Annotated in this window: 19 protein-coding genes and 1 pseudogene; 14 read left to right on the top strand and 6 right to left on the bottom strand. The window is 65.3% G+C overall.

All coding sequences use genetic code 11. The features are described from left to right. Positions 1–153: 153 nt before the first annotated feature. From gmd to ACSSS0_RS14315, 3 genes are read left to right on the top strand one after another with little or no spacing between them, the layout of a single operon-like run. Positions 154–1,173 (top strand): GDP-mannose 4,6-dehydratase, encoded by a 1,020-nt coding sequence (gene gmd / locus ACSSS0_RS14305; protein WP_487228507.1) that lies wholly within the window; start codon positions 154–156, stop codon positions 1,171–1,173. Next, on the top strand, positions 1,166–1,954 hold the full coding sequence (locus ACSSS0_RS14310; RefSeq protein WP_487228508.1) for a glycosyltransferase: 789 nt from the start codon (positions 1,166–1,168) through the stop codon (positions 1,952–1,954). The genes gmd and ACSSS0_RS14310 overlap by 8 nt, the downstream gene beginning before the upstream one ends. Then, a complete protein-coding gene (locus tag ACSSS0_RS14315; protein ID WP_487228509.1) occupies positions 1,951–2,913 on the top strand; it encodes a GDP-L-fucose synthase family protein in 963 nt (320 codons plus the stop codon). Before ACSSS0_RS14310 ends, ACSSS0_RS14315 begins: the two co-directional genes overlap by 4 nt. A gap of 44 nt (positions 2,914–2,957) precedes the next feature. Here the strand turns inward: ACSSS0_RS14315 and ACSSS0_RS14320 are convergent, their stop codons facing one another. Both ACSSS0_RS14320 and ACSSS0_RS14325 read right to left on the bottom strand, forming a co-directional pair. Continuing rightward, on the bottom strand, positions 2,958–3,338 hold the full coding sequence (locus tag ACSSS0_RS14320; RefSeq protein WP_487228510.1) for a DUF2304 domain-containing protein: 381 nt from the start codon (positions 3,336–3,338) through the stop codon (positions 2,958–2,960). Further along, a complete protein-coding gene (locus ACSSS0_RS14325) occupies positions 3,335–4,093 on the bottom strand; it encodes a glycosyltransferase family 2 protein (RefSeq protein ID WP_487228511.1) in 759 nt (252 codons plus the stop codon). The genes ACSSS0_RS14320 and ACSSS0_RS14325 overlap by 4 nt, the downstream gene beginning before the upstream one ends. Positions 4,094–4,322: 229 nt before the next feature. Here ACSSS0_RS14325 and ACSSS0_RS14330 point away from each other — a divergent pair, with 229 nt between their 5' ends. Continuing rightward, positions 4,323–5,606, top strand: coding sequence for a hypothetical protein (locus tag ACSSS0_RS14330; protein WP_487228512.1), 1,284 nt, complete (start codon positions 4,323–4,325; stop codon positions 5,604–5,606). A 10-nt stretch (positions 5,607–5,616) separates the two neighbouring features. On the opposite strand, the pseudogene ACSSS0_RS14335 reads toward ACSSS0_RS14330, so the two are convergent. Beyond that, positions 5,617–6,593, bottom strand: a pseudogene (locus ACSSS0_RS14335) (IS481 family transposase). A 291-nt stretch (positions 6,594–6,884) separates the two neighbouring features. Here ACSSS0_RS14335 and ACSSS0_RS14340 point away from each other — a divergent pair. After that, on the top strand, positions 6,885–8,009 hold the full coding sequence (locus ACSSS0_RS14340) for an acyltransferase family protein (protein WP_487228513.1): 1,125 nt from the start codon (positions 6,885–6,887) through the stop codon (positions 8,007–8,009). Here the strand turns inward: ACSSS0_RS14340 and ACSSS0_RS14345 are convergent. Continuing rightward, the gene (locus tag ACSSS0_RS14345; protein WP_487228514.1) at positions 7,969–9,342 is read right to left on the bottom strand and encodes a hypothetical protein; all 1,374 of its coding nucleotides are present in this window, start codon (positions 9,340–9,342) and stop codon (positions 7,969–7,971) included. The two genes, ACSSS0_RS14340 and ACSSS0_RS14345, sit on opposite strands and share 41 nt — an antisense overlap. 248 nt (positions 9,343–9,590) lie before the next feature. On the opposite strand from ACSSS0_RS14345, the gene ACSSS0_RS14350 reads away from it, so the two are divergent. The 9 genes from ACSSS0_RS14350 to ACSSS0_RS14390 all read left to right on the top strand — a co-directional run bounded on the left by ACSSS0_RS14350 (position 9,591) and on the right by ACSSS0_RS14390 (position 19,346). After that, positions 9,591–9,761, top strand: a complete 171-nt coding sequence (locus ACSSS0_RS14350; protein ID WP_487228515.1) for a Flp family type IVb pilin — start codon at positions 9,591–9,593, stop codon at positions 9,759–9,761. Between the two features lie 163 nt (positions 9,762–9,924). Beyond that, positions 9,925–10,323: a TadE/TadG family type IV pilus assembly protein gene (locus tag ACSSS0_RS14355; RefSeq protein WP_487228516.1), complete on the top strand. Its 399-nt coding sequence runs from the start codon at positions 9,925–9,927 to the stop codon at positions 10,321–10,323. 5 nt (positions 10,324–10,328) lie between these two features. Further along, positions 10,329–11,594 (top strand): pilus assembly protein TadG-related protein, encoded by a 1,266-nt coding sequence (locus ACSSS0_RS14360; protein ID WP_487228517.1) that lies wholly within the window; start codon positions 10,329–10,331, stop codon positions 11,592–11,594. Positions 11,595–11,639: 45 nt separating this feature from the next. Further along, positions 11,640–12,437 carry a Flp pilus assembly protein CpaB gene (gene cpaB / locus ACSSS0_RS14365; RefSeq protein ID WP_487228518.1) on the top strand — a complete coding sequence of 266 codons (798 nt, stop codon included), beginning with the start codon at positions 11,640–11,642 and terminating at the stop codon, positions 12,435–12,437. Then, positions 12,434–13,606 carry a CpaE/TadZ family protein gene (locus ACSSS0_RS14370; protein ID WP_487228519.1) on the top strand — a complete coding sequence of 391 codons (1,173 nt, stop codon included), beginning with the start codon at positions 12,434–12,436 and terminating at the stop codon, positions 13,604–13,606. The genes cpaB and ACSSS0_RS14370 overlap by 4 nt, the downstream gene beginning before the upstream one ends. Then, positions 13,603–15,000: a TadA family conjugal transfer-associated ATPase gene (locus ACSSS0_RS14375; RefSeq protein WP_487228520.1), complete on the top strand. Its 1,398-nt coding sequence runs from the start codon at positions 13,603–13,605 to the stop codon at positions 14,998–15,000. The genes ACSSS0_RS14370 and ACSSS0_RS14375 overlap by 4 nt, the downstream gene beginning before the upstream one ends. Continuing rightward, positions 14,997–16,988 carry a type II secretion system F family protein gene (locus tag ACSSS0_RS14380; protein WP_487228521.1) on the top strand — a complete coding sequence of 664 codons (1,992 nt, stop codon included), beginning with the start codon at positions 14,997–14,999 and terminating at the stop codon, positions 16,986–16,988. The genes ACSSS0_RS14375 and ACSSS0_RS14380 overlap by 4 nt, the downstream gene beginning before the upstream one ends. Before the next feature lies 1 nt (position 16,989). Continuing rightward, positions 16,990–17,907, top strand: coding sequence for a type II secretion system F family protein (locus ACSSS0_RS14385; protein ID WP_487228522.1), 918 nt, complete (start codon positions 16,990–16,992; stop codon positions 17,905–17,907). An 8-nt stretch (positions 17,908–17,915) separates the two neighbouring features. Continuing rightward, positions 17,916–19,346: a hypothetical protein gene (locus ACSSS0_RS14390; RefSeq protein ID WP_487228523.1), complete on the top strand. Its 1,431-nt coding sequence runs from the start codon at positions 17,916–17,918 to the stop codon at positions 19,344–19,346. 12 nt (positions 19,347–19,358) lie between these two features. Here ACSSS0_RS14390 and ACSSS0_RS14395 read toward each other — a convergent pair whose 3' ends face one another. Next, positions 19,359–20,699 (bottom strand): hypothetical protein, encoded by a 1,341-nt coding sequence (locus ACSSS0_RS14395; RefSeq protein ID WP_487228524.1) that lies wholly within the window; start codon positions 20,697–20,699, stop codon positions 19,359–19,361. 53 nt (positions 20,700–20,752) lie between these two features. Then, positions 20,753–21,835, bottom strand: a complete 1,083-nt coding sequence (locus tag ACSSS0_RS14400; RefSeq protein ID WP_487228525.1) for an acyltransferase family protein — start codon at positions 21,833–21,835, stop codon at positions 20,753–20,755. Positions 21,836–21,891: the final 56 nt, after the last annotated feature.

Genomic DNA, 21,891 nt, shown 5'->3' on the forward strand with positions numbered 1-21,891 from the left:
CGCCGGCCCGCGCATGGCTCTCAGCCCGGAGGTGAACTTGTGACGAGTGCCTGTTTTGCGCCACGCGCCCGTGCCGCTCGTGAGTAGCATGACCGGGCGCCCGCACCAGTTCTACGTGGGCGGGCTGCGTGCCATCCAGACGAAGGAAGTGTCGTGACGAAACGTGCCCTGATCACCGGCATCACGGGGCAGGACGGCTCGTACCTCGCGGAGTTCCTGCTGGCCAAGGGCTACGAGGTCCACGGCCTGATCAGGCGAGCATCCACCTTCAACACGACCCGCATCGACCATCTCTACGTCGACCCGCACGAGTCCGAGGCCAAGCTATTCCTCCACTACGGGGACATCACGGATGGTTCTCGGCTTGTGACGCTGCTTGCTCAGGTGCGGCCGGACGAGGTCTACCACCTCGCAGCCCAGTCGCACGTGCGGGTCAGTTTCGACGAGCCCGAGTACACCGGGGACACCACTGGGCTGGGCACGATCCGGCTGCTCGAGGCGATCCGCATGATCGGTCTGCAGTGCCGCTTCTACCAGGCGTCGAGCTCTGAGATGTTCGGGGCGGCGGTGCCGCCGCAGAACGAGGAGACTCCCTTCTACCCGCGTAGCCCCTACGGTGCCGCCAAGGTGTACAGCTACTGGGTCGCTCGCAACTACCGAGAGGCCTACGGCCTATTCGCCGTCAACGGCATCCTCTTCAACCACGAGAGCCCGCGTCGGGGCGAGACCTTCGTGACCCGCAAGATCACCCGGTCGGTGGCTCGCATCAAGGCGGGCATCGAGAGTGAGCTCTACCTCGGCAACCTCGACGCCGTCCGCGACTGGGGTTACGCGCCGGAGTTCGTCGAGGCGATGTGGTTGATGCTCCAACAGGACGATCCGCGCGACTACGTCGTCGCCACGGGGAGCGCCTACTCGGTGCGCGACTTCGTCCAGTTCGCCTTCGATCACGCCGGCCTCGACTGGCAGAAGTACGTTCGGTTCGACGAGCGATACCTCCGGCCCACGGAGGTGGATGCACTCATCGGCGACTCCTCCCTCGCCAAGTCAGTCTTGGGCTGGCAGGCCGAGGTCCATACACCGGATCTTGCCCGGATCATGGTCGATGCCGACGTCAAGTCCCTCGAGAGCGAAGGCTCCCCATGGGTGCACCGGGCTTGGACTCATGACTGATCGCGGCGCCGTGCTCGCGGTGGTTCCGACCCTCGGTGAGCGCATCGACACCCTCGGACCTGCTCTCGCGAGCATCCGCAAACAAGAGGGAGTCGACGTACGCCTGGTCGTCGTCGTGCCCCCTGGGGCTCAGGATGCACGTCGCATCGCAGAGGAGCATGGCGCTGTCGTCGTTGACGATCCGAAGCGAGGCTTGTCAGCAGCGGTCAACGTCGGCATCGCCCAGGCGGACGGCGAGGCGTACTTCTCATGGATCGGTGACGACGACGAGTTGCATCCTGATGGGTTGCGGGAGCTTGTCGACCTCTTGGAGGCAGATCACGGCGCAGTCGTCTCGTTCGGTGCGTGCGACTACATGGACGATCGCGGCGAGGTCTTTGCTGTGAGCAGCGCCGGCAAATGGGCGCGTCGCGTGCTCGCGTGGGGCCCGGACCTCATCCCGCAGCCGGCATCCCTCACCAGGCTGTCTGCCATGAACGTCGTCGGGCCATACGACGAGAGCCTGAGGTTCGTCATGGACCTCGACATGTTCCTTCGACTGCGCGGACAGGGCCGCTACGTCACGACGCGAAGCCGGATCGCGAAGTATCGATGGCATCCGGACGCACTCACTGTCGCGAACCGTGATCTGTCCATCACCGAGGGCGACAGCGTCCGACGGCGGCACCTGCCGTCCGCGGTCAGGCCGTTGGCAGTGCTGTGGGAGCGGCCTGTTCGAGTCGCCATCAACGTCGTGTCCGACCAGCTTTCACGCCGCGCCCGAAAGATGCGGCGCACGTGACGTCGGCTCTGACCTCTCTCGACAGGAGCGCCCCCTTCTACGTTGCAGGACATCGCGGCCTCGCTGGCGGTGCGGTCTGGCGTCACCTCGACGGCGCGGGCTTCACGAACCTCGTCGGGCGTCCCTCGTCGGACCTGGACCTTCGCGAACGCGACGAGGTGTTCGCCTTCTTCGACAAGGAGCGGCCCCGCTATGTGGTCATGGCGGCCGCGCGCGTCGGTGGCATCCTGGCCAACAGCACCCGGCCGGTCGAATTCCTCTCCGACAACGTCCGCATCCAGGTCAACGTGCTCGATGCCGCTCACGCATACGACGTGGATCGCCTTCTCCTGCTTGGCTCCTCGTGCATCTATCCGAAGTTTGCCGAGCAGCCGATCAAGGAGTCCTCGCTCCTGACCGGGATCCTCGAGCCGACCAACGATGCCTACGCCATCGCGAAGATCGCCGGTGTCATGCACGTCCAGGCGATGCGACGCCAGTACGCCAGACGCTGGATCAGTGCCATGCCCACGAACCTCTACGGTCCGGGCGACAACTTCGACGTCGACTCGTCCCATGTGCTCGCTGCCCTGATCCGTCGCTTCGACGATGCCGTCCGCACAGGTGCCTCGACCGTGACCAACTGGGGTACGGGGGCCCCTCGTCGTGAGTTCCTCCATGTGGATGACCTCGCGTCGGCCGTGCTGCACCTCCTCGAGAACTATGACGACCCAGCCCCGATCAACATCGGCACCGGGAAGGACCTCACGATCCGCGAGCTGTCCGACCTGGTCGCACAGGTTGCCGGGTATACAGGCGCAGTCGAATGGGATGCCTCCAAGCCGGACGGCACCCCTCGCAAGCTGCTCGACGTGTCTCGACTGCAGGCGCTGGGGTGGCGACCTGGCGTCGAGCTGCGCGCCGGCGTGGAGCGGGCCTACGACTGGTATGCCGATCACCGGGACTCCGCGCGCCGCTGATCATCTCGACCATTCGACAGGCTTGGTGGGCCAGTCGATTCGCCTCAGTCGCTCTTCAACGTCTTCGCCTCGGTCTGATTCGACACACCCCGAGTCTCGGTGTCGAGGCGCAGCAGAGCGGCCTCCTCGGCGACGCGGAGCAACCGCTTCTCGAGGCGCCCCATCTCTGCGGTGAGCTGGATGAGGATGAGCAGCAGGCCGAGGAAGCCGATGAAGAAGAGCAGGTTGAGGGGCACGGCGACCCCGGTCACCTGGGCCGCCCAGTCGAGAGCACCGGGGGCGAGCGCCATCAGCGCCGTGATGACGCCGACGATCGTCCAGGTCACCGCGAAACGTCCTCGGATGTAGCGACGCCTGACCATCTCGAAGATGGTGAGGACGACCAGTGCTGCCCCCGCGAGCGCGAGACCGAATCCGCCTGTCACTGCAGCACGCCGCCCGTGACCGGCTTGGCGCGAACCATGCCGAGGAAGACGGTCGCCACCGCGCGGCCGGCGTAGCCGATCGAAGAGACCGTTCCCTGGCTCGGTCGACCGCCGGCGCGCTGACGCATGACGACGCCGACCTCTCCGACCCGAAGGCCCGACCGACGTGCGAGGACGAGGGACTCGACTGTGTCGCCGAGGTACTCGCATGGGTAGTGGTGGGCGAACAGCTCGACAGCGGCCCTGGAGAAAGCACGGAAGCCCGACGTCGAGTCGGTGAGCGTGTTGCCGACGACGAGGCTCATGAGCCCGGCGACGAGGCGCATCGAGGTGCCCCGCATCCGGTGGACGTCGTAGCCGGCACCTGAACTGAAGCGGCTGCCGATGACGATGTCGACCTGAGACGTGGCATCAATGAGTTCTTGTGCCTGGGATGCGACGTGCTGACCGTCCGCGTCGATCTGGACGACGACGTCGTAGGCGTTCGCGGAGGCGTACCGGAAGCCGGTGCGCATGGCGCCCCCGACGCCCATGTTGAAGGGGTGGCGCGCTACCTTCACGGGGAAGCGTCGAGCGATGGCGGCCGTGGCATCCGCCGAGCCGTCGTCAACGACGAGGACGTCCGCTGCCGGGAGGGCGTCGAGGACCTCGGTCAGCACCGCCGCGATGCATTCGGCCTCGTTGAAGGCGGGCATGACGACGAGGACTCGCGGCTCGGCCGTCGGCCCGCCGCTTCCCTGCGTCTGCTGTGTCATCGCTACCCCGTTGGTCGTGTGCGCCGCCCCCGGCGGATCCGTCCGCCCTCATGGTGCACCGGTCCTCTACCCCGTGTCCGGCAAACGGACATATCCGTGACACGCATGGGTCGGGGATGTCCAAAGACCGGCCGATGTGACCTGTATCGCCTAGGCTCACGGCGTCTCCGGCTGGCACCGAGCCATGGCCATCGCGAGGCTCGAGTACGCGCTCGTCGGAGGGGACCACATGCGCGATGAACGGCAGTCGCAGCTGACGCGACCCGAGGATCCGACCCGTGCGGAGGCCTCTGCACCGGCGAGACGCCTCGTCGATGGGGTGCTCGCCTGGCTCGGGCGTTGGTGGGTGCCGCTGGCCATCTTCGCGACATCTCGGATCGTTGACGCCGTGCTCTTGGCCATGGCGGCCGAGGACCAGGTGGCGCTCACCCGGACCCGCCTCGACTACTACGTGTACGAGCCGACCCCGTCCGACCCCGGCTACTCGGGCATTGTCTCCAACTGGGACGCCCAGTGGTACCGGCGGATCGCGACGGACGGCTATGAGCTGCCCGCCCCAGGCGGGAGCCCAACTGACACACGTAACACCCTGTGGACGTGGGCGTTCCCGCCCGCCTACCCCATGATCGTGCGGCTCGTGATGATCGTGACGTCGCTGTCGTTCCCCGTGGCGGCGACGATCGTGAGTTGTCTGGCGGGCGCGGCCGCCATGGTGCTCATGTACCGCCTCGTGCAACGCACAGGAGGTGCGTTCTTGGCGTCCGTGACCGTGTTGTTCTCGTCATTCTGGGTCGCGGCGCCCCTGTTGCAGATCGGCTACAGCGAGTCGCTAGCGCTCTTGTTCCTCATGGCGTCACTCAATCTGCTCGTGGACCGTAAGTATGGCTGGGCCGCCGTCGCAGTCCTCGGCCTATCGATGACACGGATCGTCACACTGCCTTTGCTCCTCGCGGTGGTCGTCCATGCGTGGTTGCGCTACAGGCGAGAGGGGGCCTTCTGGAAGAACCGGCCCGGGCAGGCCGCGGGTATCCTCCTCGTCGCCTGCAGCGCGGTATTCGGGGTTGTCTCTTGGATGTTGATGGCATCTGCCTTTATCGGAGCGAGCGCAGGTATGGAGCGGAGCGCGGGGCAGCGGAATCTCCAGGTCAGCTGGTTCGGCGACACCTACCGGCTTTTTGGTCCCGGCGGCCCCGCCCTGATCGGGCTCGTCGTAATGTTGCTGGCGATCGCAATGCTCGTCCCGCGTGCCCGCGTATGGGCCCCCGAGCTCCGCGCATGGTCTTTCGCATATCCCTGCTATCTGCTGGCGCTGACACCCATGCTGCCTGCGGTGTTTCGCTATCTGCTGCTCGCGCCCACGTTTCCGGTGATGCTTGCCGGCACCCCGGCGCGCGCATCGAAGCGCACTTTGGCGTGGGTCAGCTTCGTGCTGATCGCTCTGGTCCTCTGCCAGCGCTGGTACATCAGCAGCATCATCACCGTGTGGACCGACGCCTCGCGCCCCGCTCCCTAGCTGTACCCGGTCATGACGTTGGTGACAGTCGGCTGACGGGCGGGAGCCCTTGCAGGGCGGTGTGGCGTCGTCGAGTGTTGTACTCGTGCAGCCAGGGGGCAAGGGCTGCGGCTCGCTCGTTGTTGCTGGTGAAGACCTGTCGGTAGGCCCACTCGCTGGCCAGGGCCCGGTTGAACCGTTCAATCTTCCCGTTCTGCCACGGGCAGTGCGGCTTGAGGAACTTGTGGGTGGCGCCGAGCGCGGTCATCGCGTTCCTGACGTCGGTGCTGTGCCGGTAGCTGAAGTAGTTGTCGGTGATGACCCGCTCGATGGTGGTGATGCCGTGGCCGGCGAAGTGCTCCGCGGCGCGCAGGATGAACGCGGCGCAGGTGGCGCCTTTCTCGTCGGGCAGGATCACGCTGTAGGCCAGGCGTGAGTGGTCATCGACCATGGAGTGCACGTAGTCGTAGCCGATCCGGGCCTTCTTCTTCGCGGAGGTCGAGCCCATCGAGCGGCCGTGGGCTTTCCAGCCGCCGCCGTCGGGGATGCGCCCGATCTTCTTGACGTCGACGTGGACCGGCTCGCCGGGGCGGTCGCGTTCGTAGCGGACCGCGGTGGTCTTGCTGGAGCGGATCACCTCACCGGTCAGCGGGTCCAGCGTCCGCAGGTACGGCGTGTGGTGGCGGCGTAGGACCCTACTGACGGTGCGCGCTGGCACGCCCAGCTCGGTCCGAGCCAGTCCTGCCCGCGCAGATGCTCGTGTCGGGCCGCGATGACCGCGGCCTCCACCGCCGTAGGGGTGCGGCGCGGGCTCGAGTGCGGTCGCGAGGACCGGTCACTCAGTCCGGCCTCGCCCTCGGCGTCGAACCGCGCGACCCACCGGTGCGCGCACTGCCGGGAGATGCCCATCGCCTTCGCGGCATGCGCCGCCGCCCACCCCTGGCGGCGGACCCGGTCGACCAGCAGTCGTCGACCATGAATGTTGAGACGGGCGTTAGCGTGTGACACGAGAACCTCCGGGCGGTGCGGGACTTAGACACTCCACACCTCACCCGGAGGTTCTCCTCATCGTCAACGCCTACCCGTCACCAACGTCCAGGCCGAGTACACCTAGCCCTCCTCGGGCTCCATTTGGGCTGTATGTCCGAATTGTTTTGTCTCTGAAAGGGTTTCGCCCCGTCCTTCTCCGCGAAATCGTGAGCGGCAACGATTCCGTGCCGTTACGTTGCCACCGGGGGGCCGCACTCAAGCGGGCTGATCCAGCGGCTGGGGGGTGGACCCGTGAATCAAGTAGCGCCCGTGCAGTTGCGGGCACTGAGCGGTCTGCGCTTCGTTGCGGCGGCCGTCGTGCTTCTCCACCACCTTGTCTTCGCCATGCCAGGGCTTGTCGCCCCTCTGTACCTAGCTCAAGCCGGCTACCTGGGGGTGACCTTCTTCTTCGTCCTGAGCGGATTCGTTCTGGCGCATGGTTGGACCCCATCAACTTCCAGGGCTCACTTCTATCTAAAGCGCGCGGCGCGCATCTACCCGCTTCACGTCGTCATGGCCTTGGCGGTCGCTTGCATGCTGCTTCAACCGGGGTTCGACTGGCGCATTCTGATCGTCAATGTCAGCTTGCTGCAGGCGTGGTCTCCAGAGCCCGGTATCTATCTCTCGTTCGTCGGAGCGGCGTGGTCTCTCTCTTGTGAAGTCTTTTTCTATGGTTGCTTCCCGCTACTTGTCGTCATGCTGGGCGGGATCGTTCACCAGATCAGGTGGGCCGTTTCACTCGTGATCGGTGCGTTGTTCGTTGGTTCAGGCTTGGCATCGACCTCGTCCACTGTCGCTGAATACCTCTATCACTTTCCGATCTTCCGGCTGGTCGACTTCATGGTCGGCATCCTGCTGTGTCTGGCCGTCAAGCGTGGCTGGCGCATATCGATCGGGCCGCTGTCGGCGGCGGCCTTGGTAGCTACTTGTTACCTCGCGATTGTGCTCGCACAGACGTTTGCCCATATGGGTGTCGACCGTCTGTGGCTCTACTCCCTAGTGATGGTATTGCCGGTGGGAGGTCTGATATCCGCGCTCGCAGGGCGTGAGATTGACGGACGAGTTTGTCCACTCGGATCGCCGGCTGCCGTTCTGGCAGGAAAATGGTCCTTCGCCCTCTACCTCAGTCACGGAGTGGTGCTTGCGGCTCTGCAATCACATGTGCGAGGTCTGCGGGGTGCGTCGGCAGTGGTCGTGGGCGTCGCCGTGGTGGTGCTCGCAGTATCGCTTTCTTGGCTGCTTTACACGCTCTACGAGCACCCCATCGAATCGAGACTGCGGCTTCGACTGGCCAGATCTAGCTCTCGTGCTGAAGCCACCGAACGCCCTGCGTCGGCAGCTCCTGGCTCCGCACTCACGGGTCGGAGGCGGCCTGCGCCTCGGTCGAGCGCGTGAAGAGGCCGTAGTCCCCAAGTGTTGCTACTTGTGACATCCCGGCATCGCGGGCCAGCTGCGCTTGGGTCGTTTGGGGGTGCGCCACTACGATTTCGGCGGACCTGATGGCCGTCTGTGCGCCTGTCGCGTTGCCGTTCAAGAACGCCAGATATGCCGTCTGATCCTCTGGCGAGAAGGCGTCTAGCGGATTGCTTGCCCAGACTGTGCCGCCGGCAACCGCGAGGGACTCCGCGAGAGGTTCTGGCGCGAGGATGACCCGTCCACGGGCTGCCTCGACGATCCTGGCAGATGTCACGTCTGTATCCATGAACGTCGGCGCCCTCAAGGCAAGCGTGCTCGCGGCGCCGAGAACGGACAAGACGGCTATCGCTCCTGCCACCTTCCTCGATCTGGATTGCGGTGCGTTGGCTGCCCAAGTGTGGCTAGCTGTTGCCGCCGGAACGACAAGGAAGAGCAGGAGCCATACCCCGTGGCGTGCGGCGGAAACGGTAGCGAGGAGAAGGCCAAGACCGGCGGCGTACTCCCAGAGAGGTCGAGGTCGGCGCAGGGCCGAGGCGATGAGTCCCACCGCAGCGATCATCAGGAATACGTCGAAGGGGTTCGTCAAGCTGAGACGGCTCCACATACCCGAGTCGTCGCTCGTAGCCTCGCCGCTTAGGACTCCGGTGTAGTAGAGCGGTGCGCGTAGCAGACCCGGATTGAGGCAGGTTGCGGCGAGTGAGGCGATGCCGACTCCAACTGCGGTTACGGGCGCAAGGCGCAGTCGCGACAGAAGCAGGTAGCAGGCGAGCACGGCCACACCAGCGAGGACGGCCCCATGGAGATTGCCCCACACTGCGACGAGGGGCACCGCCCACCAGATGGCCTTCGATGGATGCAGTTGCTGACGGCTGAGAAGAACGAGAAGCAAGGCGAACGGTACGAGCGACAGCAACTGAGCCCGAGCGATCAGCAGCGGAGTGGCCGCGCCGATGGTGACGGCCAAGATCACCAAGGCGGTGCCTACGGGCCTTGAGCGGCGAGCAGTTGCTTCGAAGGCAAGCATGGTGAGCGTGATGGTCACGGCCAGTACCTGCGTGACCACAATCCCAAGGCTGCCGAGCGAGTGGGCGATTGAAAGAACGAGCTGTCCTGCGACGGTGGTGTTGATCCACTCGGCGGACGACGCTGCGGCGAAAGGGATTCCAACTGGTACCGAACCGGTTGCGCGGATGTGGTCACCGATAGCGGGTAACCACAAGGCATCCGAGCCGATGACGGTCATAGCACTCGAGGCCACGGTGACCAGTCCAAGTGTGAGCACCACGAGCACGGGCATGGTGCTCTTCTGCACGCGTGCCCGATCTGCTGTCTCCAAAGGTCGCTCCAGGTCTCCCGCGTGAGCCGACGCCGCTCGCCCTGACCGTCGGGGCAGGCGCTCCTGATGGCCTACGGTCCCATCTTGGGGGGCCGGAAACGCGCACTTTGGGAAGGTGTTGGCAACTTCAAGCATTTTCGAGACACGTAGCCTGAGCCCGCCTACTCTTCCCTCAGCGGGGGGCACATCGGGTGGCCCTGCATCACCGGGAGGAACCCAGAACCATGACCAAGATTGCTGCCAAGGTCCAGACGCTGCTCAACAAGGAGCGCGGCGCGACCGCTGTGGAGTACGGCCTGATGGTCGCCCTGATCGCTGTCGTGATCATCGCCGCCGTCACGCTCCTCGGCCAGAACCTGTCGACGACCTTCGACAACGTCGCGACGTCCGTCTGATGGCTGACTGAGTGGCCCGGGGCGTCCGCCTCGGGCCGCTCGCGCGAAACCAACAGCAGGATCACTTCTTAGACAGGCCACAATGAACGGCCTATCGTCGGAGTGTCACGGTTCGCCGGGGGGCGCGTCCGCTGATGGAACTTGACCGGAGGGTGGGGGAGGGATGTTCAGACGAGACCGCGGCGCTTCGGCGGTCGAGTTCGCCATAGTCTTTCCAGTCCTCTTTTTGGTGCTGGCGGCGATCATCGACTTCGGGCGTGCCTACTTCTACCAGGTACAACTGACGAATGCCGCCCGTGAGGGAGCGAGGGCGGCAAGCGTGAGCACGCTGACAGAGGCCGAAATCAAGGCCCGGACGGCAGCCGCGGTGCCCGGCATGAAGCCAGCGGAGCTGACGTATCCCGTCCTAATCCGCTGCCCCTCCGGAACTGGAAACGCAACGGTCGAGGTGGGCGCGCCGTTCAGCTGGATCGTACTGGGACCCGCCATGTCGATGATTGGCGGTTCCTGGGGGCGAGGCAACACTCTGAGCTCGTCGGCGGTGATGAAATGCGGAGGGTGAACGACTTGCGCATCAACAAACGACTCGCGGATCGTGGGGCAGTCGCCGTGGTCACCGCTGTCTTCACGGCCACGGTCGCCCTCGCGATGCTCGCATTCAGTGTTGACATGGGGAACATTGAGTTCGAGAGGCGCCAGCTCCAGAATGGGACTGATGCCGCGTCAATGGCCCTGGCTCAGACGTGTGCTCTCGACCCAAGTAGCTGCGACCCCAACAAAACCAAGGCTGCGCTGAACGTGCTTGCGAGTTCTAATGCGCTGGACAAGATGTCGCAGCTAAATCCAGCGCGGGGGACACAGGGGCAGTGTGCGCGAAACTCCACACCGCCACTCGTTATGCCCAATATGCCCATGTGTGCTTCTGCATCAAGCGATGCGAACGTTGCAGATCTGAGTGAGTGCCCCCCCTTGCCGGCTGACTACAAGACGGTGAATGGTGCGAAGCTCGCCTACGTCGAGACATATGTGCAAACGAAGTCTTCGGCGGCGGACAACACCATTCTGCCCAGCTTCTTCGCCAAAGCCGCTGCCGGTGTAGATGGTGTGCGTCAAACGGCGTGTGCCCGCGCCGTCTGGGGGCCAGGTGCCCCTTCGAGTAAGAATGTCGTCTCTCTGACCATGTCCGAATGCGACTGGTCGTACCAGACCGGATTTCCAGCGAGCGCCAATTATGCGGAAGCGCCATCAGGCGCTTACCCAGGCTATTCGAACACCGATGATAGGCCAGATTGGCCGACCGTAGAGCGAGGTGTGTGGTCAAAAGACAACCCGGTTCCGGGTTGTGACACCTCCAGTCCGGGCGGCACGGCCCCGGGCGGATTTGCTTGGCTAGCTGGGAATGGTTGCCAGTCGACCATAACCGAGGGTTGGGTCAAGACGGACCCGGGAGCGAACCAGGAATGCGATCAGGCGGCGCTTACCAACTTGCGTGGAAAGGTCATCTATATTCCGGTATTCGACTGTCGAGCGCTGACGCCTACGAATCCGATTCCCTCCACGCCTACAGACTTCTGCAATAAATCTAACGGCTCCAACACCTACTACCACATTTCCGGATTTGCCGCTTTCTATCTTTCGGGTTGGTTCTTTGGAAATAATGCCGATTCAAAGATGGAGAGCATCCGTCCCCCGGCGGGTAGATATCTATGCAGCGGTAGTCAGCGGTGTCTGTTCGGGTGGTTCACGCGCGGCCTCATTCCAGAGGGCGATTTCACATGGGGATCTACGACTGACCCCAACTACGGCATCACCATCGTTAAGCCAGCTGGCTGAGCCATTTGGCCGTAAGACGAACACTTTCTCTAGGGGGACCCCCGCATGAATCGTCGAATCCTTGCCATCGTGTTGGCCCTTGTCCTTGCGATCGGCGGCGGCGCCCTAGTTATCATCTATGCGCGCAATGCCGACGCTCGGGCTGTTGCTGCCGCGTCACCAGCGCCGGTTTGGGTTGCAGCCAAGCCAGTCCCGGCAGGCACGACGCTGAAAGACGCGCAGCGGACCGGGCTCATCCTTCAGACGTCGGTCAGCTCGAAGGCCGTACCGGTGGGTGCGCTGCAGGAGATCAATGCCGACAACAACTCCTTGCTTGCCACCTCTGACATCGCAGCAGGGGAGTATCTCTTGGCAGCTCGATTCGGCACCGTTCCTGCGGGGACAAAGGCCATCGAGGTCCCGAGCGGAATGCTTGCCGTCTCAGTTTCATTGTCCGATCCCGCCAGAGTGGGCAAGTTCGTGACGCCCGGGTCGCACATCGCAATCTTTCAGTCTTACCAAATCAAGGATCTCCGGGACACGCCAGAGGCGAAGCTCATCAATGAAAATGATGTCCACGGCACCAGCTTGCTTTTGGGAGACGTGACGGTGATCGCGATGGGCGACGCGCCCTTGGCGGGGGCAGCGGCTCAGGCTCCGGCCGAAGGGGAGTCGCCGACGGCCCAAGGCGCCAGCGGCGGATTTCTGGTCACCGTTGCGGTGAAACCGTCTGACGCTACGGTCCTCATCCACGGCATCAACAACAGGACGCTGTACGCCGGACTTCGTGGTTCCGACGTCAAGCTTGACCCGTCACTCGAGGTGAATGACCTCATCCTGCGAGATGCGGTGACCGGCCAATGACGATCCTGTGGGACTACGACCCGGCCTCGGTCGACACGTATCGCTTCGCCCTGGGTGGTGACGCAGTCCACCTCAACTCGGCGCCACGCGTCAGCCGCGCCCTCGAGGAGGACCGCAACCAGTCGCTCGTCGTCATCGGCCCCGACATCGACCTCGACTCGGCGTGCGAGCTCGCCGAGCGCGAGCGCATCGACCGCCCGGAGCTGGGCGTCATCCTGCTTCGTCACCGACTCGACGTGACGGCTCTCGCGCAGGCCCTGCGCAGCGGCGTCCGCGAGGTCGTCCAGGCCGACGACCAGACGGCGCTCGCCGACGCTGTCCGCCGGTCGGTAGCACTGACCCAGCAGCTCAGCGGTCATGGCACGACTGTCGGCGGTCGTGACGGCAAGATCATCACCGTCTTCAGCGCCAAGGGTGGTGTCGGCAAGACGACGATGTCGACCAACCTCGCCGTCTACCTATCGTCGGTGGGGGCAAAGACCCTGCTGGTGGACCTCGATCTCATGTTCGGCGATGTGGCCATCAGCCTCCAGCTCCAGCCGCACGGATCCGTGCGAGACGTCGTCGCCATGAGCGGCCACCTCGACGACCAGGGTGTGCAGTCCGTCGTCACCCGTCACGAGGAGAGCGGTCTCGACGTCATCGCGGCGCCCGCCGACCCCGCCGACGCCGACCGCGTCCCGTCTCACGTCGTCATCGAGCTGCTCCGGGTCGCCCGTGGACAGTACGACTACGTCATCGTCGACACGCCGCCGTCGTTTACCGAGCACGTGCTCGCGGCCTTCGATGTCAGCGACCTGACCATCCTCATCGCCACGCTCGACATCCCGGCCGTCAAGAACCTCCGGATCGCGATCAACACGCTCGATACGCTCGGCGCCTCGAGGGAGGCCCGGACCATCGTGCTCAACCGCTCCGACGCCAAGGTTGGGCTCAAGCCCGACGACGTCGAGGCGGCCCTCAAGGCGCCGATCTCCGCCAACGTGCCCAACAGCCTTACGGTGCCGGCATCGGTCAACCGTGGCGTCGCGCTCGTCCTCGACGACCCGCGCAACCCGGTGTCGCTGGCGATCCGCGACCTCGCGGACCACGAGATTCGTCGCCGCTTCGGCGAGGATCTGCAGAACGGCGCCAAGCGCAGCTTCGGACTCTTCGGAGGCAAGCGATGAGCAACCTCGCTGACCGACTCGAACGGGCCCGCCAATCCAGCCAGATCAACGAGCCCGCGCCGCCCAACAATGGCCAGGTCCGCATCACGAACGGCTCTGCTCCCGTGCGCCGCCGCGGCGTCGACCCCTTCGCGGGCGTCAAGGAGCGCGTGCATCAGGCCCTCGTCGCGTCGCTGGGCCCGCGTCTCTATGACCCCAACCTCAGCGAGAGCGAGCTCGCCTCGCAGGTGCGGACCACGCTGCAGGAGGTCATCGACTCCGAGCAGACCCCGCTCTCGCACTCCGACCGCACGCGCATCGCCCAGGACGTCTCCGACGACATCCTCGGTCATGGTCCGCTCGAGCCCTACCTGCGCGACGCAGAGGTCTCCGAGATCATGGTCAACGGCGCCGAGGACATCTACATCGAGCGCGCGGGCAAGATCTACCCCGTCGACGCGCGCTTCTCCGACGAGACGCACCTGCGCCGGACGATCGACAAGATCGTGGGTCGCGTCGGTCGTCGCGTCGACGAGTCGAGCCCCATGGTGGACGCTCGCCTGCCCGACGGCTCCCGTGTCAACGCCGTCGTGCCGCCGATCGCCCTCGACGGCTCGATGCTGACGATCCGAAAGTTCTCTGCGGACCCGTTCACCGACCGCGACCTCATCTCGTTCGGCACGATGACCGAGAACGTCCGCGACTTCCTCAGCGCCTGCGTCAAGGGCCGCCGCAACATCATCATCAGCGGCGGCACCGGCTCGGGCAAGACGACGACGCTCAACGTCATCAGCTCCTTCCTGCCTCATGACGAGCGCATCGTCACCATCGAGGACGCCGCCGAGCTCCAGCTCCAGCAGCAGCACGTGCTTCGCCTCGAGGCCCGTCCGGCCAACATCGAAGGCCGCGGTCTGGTCTCCATCCGTGAGCTCGTCAAGAACACCCTGCGTATGCGTCCCGACCGCATCATCGTCGGCGAGATCCGTGACGGTGCGGCGCTCGACATGCTCCAGGCGATGAACACCGGTCACGACGGGTCGATCACCACGGTGCACGCCAACACCCCGCGCGACAGCCTTGCTCGTCTCGAGACCATGGTGCTGATGGCGGGCGTCGACCTGCCGGTCCGCGCCATCCGCGAGCAGGTGGCCGGCGCCGTCGACCTCATCGTGCAGCAGTCGCGCCTCAAGGACGGCACCCGCCGCATCGTCGCTATCTCTGAGGTCGTCGGCATGGAGTCCGACGTCATCACGCTCCAAGACATCTTCACCTTCAACTACGGCGCCGGCCGCGACGAGAACGGCCGCTTCCTCGGCGGCCTCAAGCCGACCGGAATCCGCCCGAAGTTCACGGCGGACCTCGCTGACGTGGGCATCGAGCTGCCCGTCTCGCTCTTCGCCAGGTCGGTGCTGTGAGCGGCCTGACCCGTCGCCTGGTCACCGGACTGACGGCTCTCGCGATTGGCTGCGTGGTCCTGCCCGCTGGAGTTGCTCGCGCGGCCGACGTGTCGGTGGGCCTCAGCAGCGTTAGGGGGACCACCACCGGTTCGACATCGAACCTCACTGGAGTGATCACCCTCCGCAGCGTCGTCGACGTGCAGGTCGACCCGGCGTCGCTCAAGGTGAAGATTGACGGTGAGGAATTCCCGTCCACGGTCAAACAGGCCGCAAAGCTCGACCGCAAGGCCATGCTCGTCATCGACACGAGCGGCTCGATGGGGGCGCAGGGCATGTCGACCGTCCGCAAGGCGTCGGCCACCTACCTCAAGACCGTGCCGGCTGACGTCAAGGTCGGCGTCGCCTCCTTCGCGAACACCGCCGGAGTCGACCTCGCCCCGACGGTCGACCGCGCGGCAGCGCAGCGCGTCATCAACGGTCTGGACGCGCGCGGCGACACGAGCCTGTATGCCGCCATGCAAAGTGCCGCTGCCGTGCTCAGCGGCCCCGGTGACCGCAGCATCGTGCTCCTGAGCGACGGCGCGGACACCGTTGCCGACAACAAAGCACTCGCCCTCAAGAACGCTGTCGGGAAGCTCAAGGCCGGGGGCATCCGCGTCGACGTCGTGCGCTTCAAGACGAACGACCCGGATGCGACCGGGGCGCTCAAGGCCTTCGCCGAGACCAACGACGGCACCGTCGTGGGGGCCGACAACACTGCGGGGGTCAGCGCAGCTTTCGCGGCGTCAGCACAGGCGCTCAACCGCCAGGTGCAGTTCTCGGTCGCGATCCCCAAGCCACTCTCGGGGAACCACCGTTACGACCTCGCGGGCGTCGCGGGCGGCACCGCGTTTGGGTTCAGCCGACAGGCCTCCTTCGGAGCGCCCACGCTGACGCCTGCACCTTCCCCCTCACCGTCGCCGGCTCCCGTAGTTGCCGCATCACCCCAGGCGGCGGGTGTCGGCCTCGGTCCCGTCGCCTTCACGGACCGCACCCCCTACATCGCGGGCGGGCTACTCGCGCTCGCCCTCTTCGTCGTCCTGTCGACGTCGCTGATGCCGACGCTCCAGACCAAGCGCGAGCGTCGGGTCGCCTCGATCGACTCCTATGTCGTCGGAGATGCGGTCGCGCTCTCGCGCCAGGAGATGAAAGTCGCGCAGAGCACCATCACGGCGCAGCTGCTCGACATGGGCGACCGGGTCATGAAGGACCGCAAGTCGACGAGCAAGACCATGGCCCTGATCGAGCGAGCCGACCTGCCGTTCCGGGCGGGGGAATGGCTCGTGCTCCGCGTAATAGCTGTCATCGTGGGTATCGCTGTAGGTCTGGTGCTTGTGGGCCAGTCCAAGGTGGTCGGGGTTATCTTCGGCGCCGCCCTGGGCCTGATCCTGATGCCGGCAGGGTTGCGCTTCGCCGCCTCCCGACGAGCCCGCAAGTTCGAGGCCCAGCTGCCCCAGATCCTGCTCCTCATCTCGACGAGCCTCCGCAGTGGTTTTGGTCTCCCGCAAGCCCTCGACGCGGTGGCTCGGGATGCCGCCGAGCCCGCCGGTAAGGAGTTCAGTCGCGCGCTCGCCGAGACGCGGATCGGCACCGACATCTCGGATGCGCTCGAGCGGGTGGCCGTGCGCATGGAGAGCAAGTCCATGCACTGGACCGTCATGGCCATCCGCATCCAACGGGAGGTCGGTGGCAACCTAGCTGACACCCTTCGTACGACCGCAGGGACGCTACGTGAGCGTGAGTCGCTCCACCGGCAGGTGGCAACGCTCTCGGCCGAAGGTCGCCTCTCCGCCTACATCCTCGTGGCCCTCCCCATCTTCATCTTCGTGTACATGACCAAGGTCAACTATGAGTACGTCAGCCTGCTCTGGACAACCACGGCCGGACTCTTCATGAGCGTGGGCGGCTTGGTCGCGTTGGGGATCGGCATCGTGTGGATGCGACAAGTCGTCAAGATCGAGGTGTGACGTGAACCTGAACCCCGTCTACGTCGCTGCCGGCCTATTCGCCGTTGGCCTCCTCATCGCGGTGCTCAGCGCCGGCTTCAGCAGTGGCGAACCTCGTGGCGTGGCCAAGTCCTTGATGCTTATCGAGAACTCCGTCGATCGTCGTACCGTCGTCACCACGGATCTCGCAGCCAAGGACCGCCTCATCGCGCCGATCCTCGAGCGCACCAAGGGTCTCGCGCGAGCCCTCTCACCGGGTGGAGCCGATGACCGCTACACGAAGCTTCTCGACCAGGCCGGCAACCCTGCCGGCTGGACGGTCGAGCGCATCCTCGGGCTCAAGGGCGTGGGTCTGCTGCTCGGCATCGTGCTCGGTGCCTTCTACGGCAAGTTCCAGCTGCCCAACAGCCTCCTCTTTGCGTTCGGTCTCGGAGCAGCACTCTTCTTTCTGCCCGACCTACTCATGAAGAACGTCGCCTTGAGACGACAGGAGCAGACGAGCAAGAGCCTCGCCGACGCGCTCGACATGCTGAGCGTCTGCGTCGAGGCCGGCCAGGGTTTCGACTCAGCTCTCCTCCAGGTCGCCCGCAACGTCGAAGGACCGATCTCGGGAGAGTTTGCCCGCGTGCTCTCTGAGATCCAGATCGGCAAGTCACGTGGCGAGGCCTTCAGCTCGATGGGCGAGCGGGTCACGCTGCCTGAGGTCAGAAACTTCATCACCGCCCTGGTGCAGGCGGACCGCCTCGGCCTGCCGATCGCCGGCGTGCTGCGCGAGCAGACCGTCAACATGCGCCTCGTCCGTCGACAGAAGGCGGAGGAGAAGGCCCAGAAGGTCACCATCAAGATCCTCTTCCCGCTGATGTTCTGCATCCTGCCGGCTCTCTTCATCGTCATCATCGGCCCCGGCGGCATCCGCATGATGCAGGCCTTCGGCGGCTGATCCGCGCCGTGGCCGTCGTCACGGACTCCAAGGCCCGCGCTGTGCAAGACCTCGGGTCGAGCTCGCCGGCGACGCGGCTGGGCTGGCTGCTGCCTGCGCTGGTCCTGGCCCTCTTCGCCCTCAAGCCTCTCGGTCCGCTCACGGACCCTGACGGGTACTGGCACGTCGTGACTGGCGAGCACCTCGTGCAGACAGGGCAGTTCGTGCTCGACGACCCCCTTGGGGCAGCGACCGAGCAAGTGTGGATCCTCAACCAGTGGCTGCCCGAGGTGCTCATGCACTGGGCGCACGCGGCATACGGACTCCCCGGTGTGGCGTGGTTGCTCTGCCTCGCCTCGTTGCTCGTCGGGGTCGCGGTGTACGCCGCGTGCCGACGTCGGGCGTCAGCCCTCGTGGCGGCGCTGATGCTCGCGATGACCTTCGTCGCCCTCAGCGGCAGCCTCTCGCCCAGACCGCAGCTCGTGACGTTCGCGCTTGCCGCGGTCACCACGAGCACCTGGCTCCTGACCCGCGAGGACCGCCGTGCCCGCTGGTGGCTCGTGCCGCTCACGTGGCTCTGGGCCTGCAGTCACGGCATGTGGTTCGTCGGTCCCGTCGTCGGTGGCCTCGTCGTGGTCGGGATGCTCCTCGAGGGACGCGTATCCGTGCGTGAGGCGGCACGGCTCGCCGCGGTGCCGGCGCTCTCGGTGGCCGTCGCCGCCCTGACTCCGGTCGGGCCGCGTCTCTTCACGTCGCCCCTCCAGGTGAGTGGTGTGACGGGGATGATCAGCGAGTGGCAGCCGCCAGGCCTGACGGACCCGGGCCTCATTGCCGCGCTGCTCCTCGTCGCCGTGGTGGTCGCCGACCAGGTCGTGCGCGGGGGCGGGGAGTGGACGGTCGCGCTCCTCACTGTCCTGGCGCTGGTCTTTGCCGTCACGTGGTCCCGAACCACGGGTCTGGCCGCGGTCGTGCTGGCGCCTATGGCCGCCGCCGCGATCCAGCGCGTGACCCGGCAGACGGTCTCCGGTCCGCCACGCCGCGAGCGGCTGGCGGTGCTGGTGGCGGGCGTCGTGAGCCTCGCACTGGCGGCAGTGCTCGCGCCGGTTGCCGCGGCTTCTCCGGGCATCGGGCCCAACAGCCTCGACGCCGCGCTCGCCCAGGTCCCGGCCGGCACGGTCGTGTGCAACGACCAGGCTGACGGCGGCTGGCTCATGCTCCAGCACCCTGGCCTGCGCCCCACGATGGACACACGCGTGGAGCTCTACACCGTGGAGCGCATCAGGGCCTACCTCGGCTTCGTCGCCGCCGAATCGGGTTGGCAGAACTACGCCGACGAGGTCGGCTGCACGTATGCCGTCCTCCCGGCCGACGCGGCCGTCGTCCCGGCGATGCGCGCCAGCGACGACTGGGAGATGGTCGAGCAGGCGGGGGACTACCTGTTGCTGAGGTCCACGCGTTGAGGACCTGCCCCATCAGGTGTTGTTGCAGTACCTCGCTGATCCAACCGCTACGGGCCGCAGCATCGCGAACTTGTCCTCGAATGCCCCCAGTGGCTCGAGGTGCGCCTGCTCTCGCCCGGGACCAAACGTGTACCGCTGCCCGTTCATGGTGCCGGTGACAACAAGGTCAGGCTTCGACTGCGCCTCCCGCCTCAAGGCAAGGAGCGGGATCCCCGCACGGCCAGCTCCCGCGTCTGCCATCTTCGGGTCGTTCGAGGATTCGATGGTGACGAAGTCGTGTTGCCAGGACGTCAGATGCACCACGGGCAGAAACAGATGGTTAGGGGCGGTACCTTCTGTGCGCAGCCCCGAGAACATGGTGAACACCCCTGCTGTGCGCAGCCCGAGATACGGATTGGCTGCCCACAGCATGGCGATGATCACGAAAGGCACCAAGAGGGCACGAACCGGACCCAGGGACTGTCGTTCCTCACGTGCCGGGCGCGTGGGTAGGGCGGCGACGAGGACGGAGGCCAGGTAGATCTGGCTGGCAACAAAGATGATCGCGGTGCTCACGCGAGCGTTGGCGTAGCCGGAGAGGCCGAAGACCAGAAATGCGGTGCACGCCGCGACTCTTGGGTGGCTGGATGCGCGTTTGGCTAGGTCCGATCGCGCCGACATGGACCGGATCCGAAGACGGATTCGATCTTGGTCCTCCGTGGCCAGAAAGAGCATGAACAGTGCATAGAGCGTCGCCGTGAAATCCACAACTGCAAAGGCTGGGCTGATGCTGAGCATGAAGTGGAAGGCAAGGCCAAGCCTCACGCCGTAAGGCCGAGTCCGCCGCCAGATGAGAAGGATCGGAATCGATGTCTCGATGGCGAGGGATACAGCAAACCAAAGGCCTGGTAAGGGGAACTGTCGCGATAGTCCATAGGAGGACTGCTCCGCGATCGCCGACGCGCAGCTCGTCTCCGCGTTGATGAAGTTGTAGTTGTACTTGGCCAAAGCCGCAGCACTGTAGGCGATCAATACGATGACGCGGGCAGCGGGCAGCGCGTCGGAGATGGCCGTGACGCTGAACGACCTTCGCGAGACCATCGCGCCAAGGACCGCGAGGTTCACGAACGAGATGAGCATCCAGTGGTCTGGGCTCACGGGCATTTCCACGACCATGTCGGCCAGCTGGGCGAGCGCAAGGCCCGCCAGTAGCCGTCCGTTTGTGGGCCTGAGGATCACGGCAATGGCGAACGCGAACGCCCCCGCGTTCCAAGGGGTGTCCAACCGGCCCTGGGTAGCTGCGGCCAAGTGAATGAGGTGAGCCATTGCCCACATGCGCGTGAAGAGGACGAGTCGTCGTGTGGTGTCGTCCACGCTGGAGCCCTGTGACGTTTGCATGCCTCGGGTCGCGGCAAGGCTGTCTTGCATCATGACGCGGCGCGGCTTCCATCGATGTGTGCGGTGAGTGCCGGGCCCAAAAGCCGACCGCGAACGCCGGCCTGCGGCCTCTCGATGTATCGATAGGACAGCCAAACGGGCAGTGGCAGGAGGCAGGCCGACAGCATGACTCGTGTTCCGGTCCCTGACGTTGGTAGCGCGAACCAGATGATTGCCAAAAGTGGGAGGTGCCACAGATAGAGGCTGTAGCTGGATCGTCCTATCGATGTCAGCACCCGCGAACGCAGCACACGCTGTGACCACGAGTCAGTGGCATGGCGAGTGGTGATCAGCAGAGCGGCCACAAGTACGGCAAACGGAAAGTGAGTAGCCCGGTAAGCCCACAGGCCAGTCATGTTGCTGGGCATGAACACAACCACGAGGAGGCCAACGACCGCCACATCTGCCAGCCGCCCGCCGGCCCAACTCGGAGAAGGCGTGGCCTCATGCAGGGCAAGGGACGCGCCAACGAGCATCACGGCGATGTTGGCAGGTGGTAGGAAATAGAAGGAGCGAGGCGACAGGGCAAGGGAGCCGAGAAACAGAGCCAAAGCGGTTAGTGCGGCGGCACTCTTCGCCTGCCTGCTCGAGAGGCCCTTGTTCCGCATCATCCAAATCACCACGGGCCACATCAGATAGAAGCACCACTCGATGCTGAGGCTCCAAGCGTGACCCCAGGACTCAACGGGCATTGCATTCGCCGCTTGCATGGGGGAGGCCAGCTGGGTGGCCACGATGCCTGCAGCGGCCAGATGCTGTCTCGCGCTGGCAGCATCCGTGATCGCCATGAGGGGGCTGCAGATCGCGATCGCTACGAGCAGAGGTGGGTAGAGGCGCTTTGCGCGCCTAGCCACGAAGTCCGTCCACGCAAATCGTAAGCTCTGCTGTGGCCGACTCCAAAGAATGCGAGTGATGAGGAAGCCCGAGAGAACAAAAAAGACGACGACGCCTAGTTGGCCGGCACCCGGCGAACCGAGCGCTCCTGTTGTCGAGACGAAGTGGAAGTACACCACCATGACCGCAGCCGCACCCCGGAGCCCGTCAAGGGCTACGTCACGGTCGGCGGGGATCATGCGCCCATTCTGGGCACTGAAGTCGGGCTCGTCCCCGGTTTCCGGCACATCGCCTC

The sequence above is a fragment of the Terrabacter sp. R4-6 genome (genome assembly GCF_057529065.1).

Coding starts and splice junctions, on each gene's coding strand:
- ACSSS0_RS14350 (WP_487228515.1), top strand. CDS start 9,591: ATGACCAAGATTGCTGCCAAGGTCCAGACGCTGCTCAACAAGGAGCGC.
- ACSSS0_RS14400 (WP_487228525.1), bottom strand. CDS start 21,835: ATGATCCCCGCCGACCGTGACGTAGCCCTTGACGGGCTCCGGGGTGCG.
- ACSSS0_RS14330 (WP_487228512.1), top strand. CDS start 4,323: ATGCGCGATGAACGGCAGTCGCAGCTGACGCGACCCGAGGATCCGACC.
- ACSSS0_RS14310 (WP_487228508.1), top strand. CDS start 1,166: ATGACTGATCGCGGCGCCGTGCTCGCGGTGGTTCCGACCCTCGGTGAG.
- cpaB (WP_487228518.1), top strand. CDS start 11,640: ATGAATCGTCGAATCCTTGCCATCGTGTTGGCCCTTGTCCTTGCGATC.
- ACSSS0_RS14355 (WP_487228516.1), top strand. CDS start 9,925: ATGTTCAGACGAGACCGCGGCGCTTCGGCGGTCGAGTTCGCCATAGTC.
- ACSSS0_RS14325 (WP_487228511.1), bottom strand. CDS start 4,093: ATGACACAGCAGACGCAGGGAAGCGGCGGGCCGACGGCCGAGCCGCGA.
- ACSSS0_RS14370 (WP_487228519.1), top strand. CDS start 12,434: ATGACGATCCTGTGGGACTACGACCCGGCCTCGGTCGACACGTATCGC.
- ACSSS0_RS14375 (WP_487228520.1), top strand. CDS start 13,603: ATGAGCAACCTCGCTGACCGACTCGAACGGGCCCGCCAATCCAGCCAG.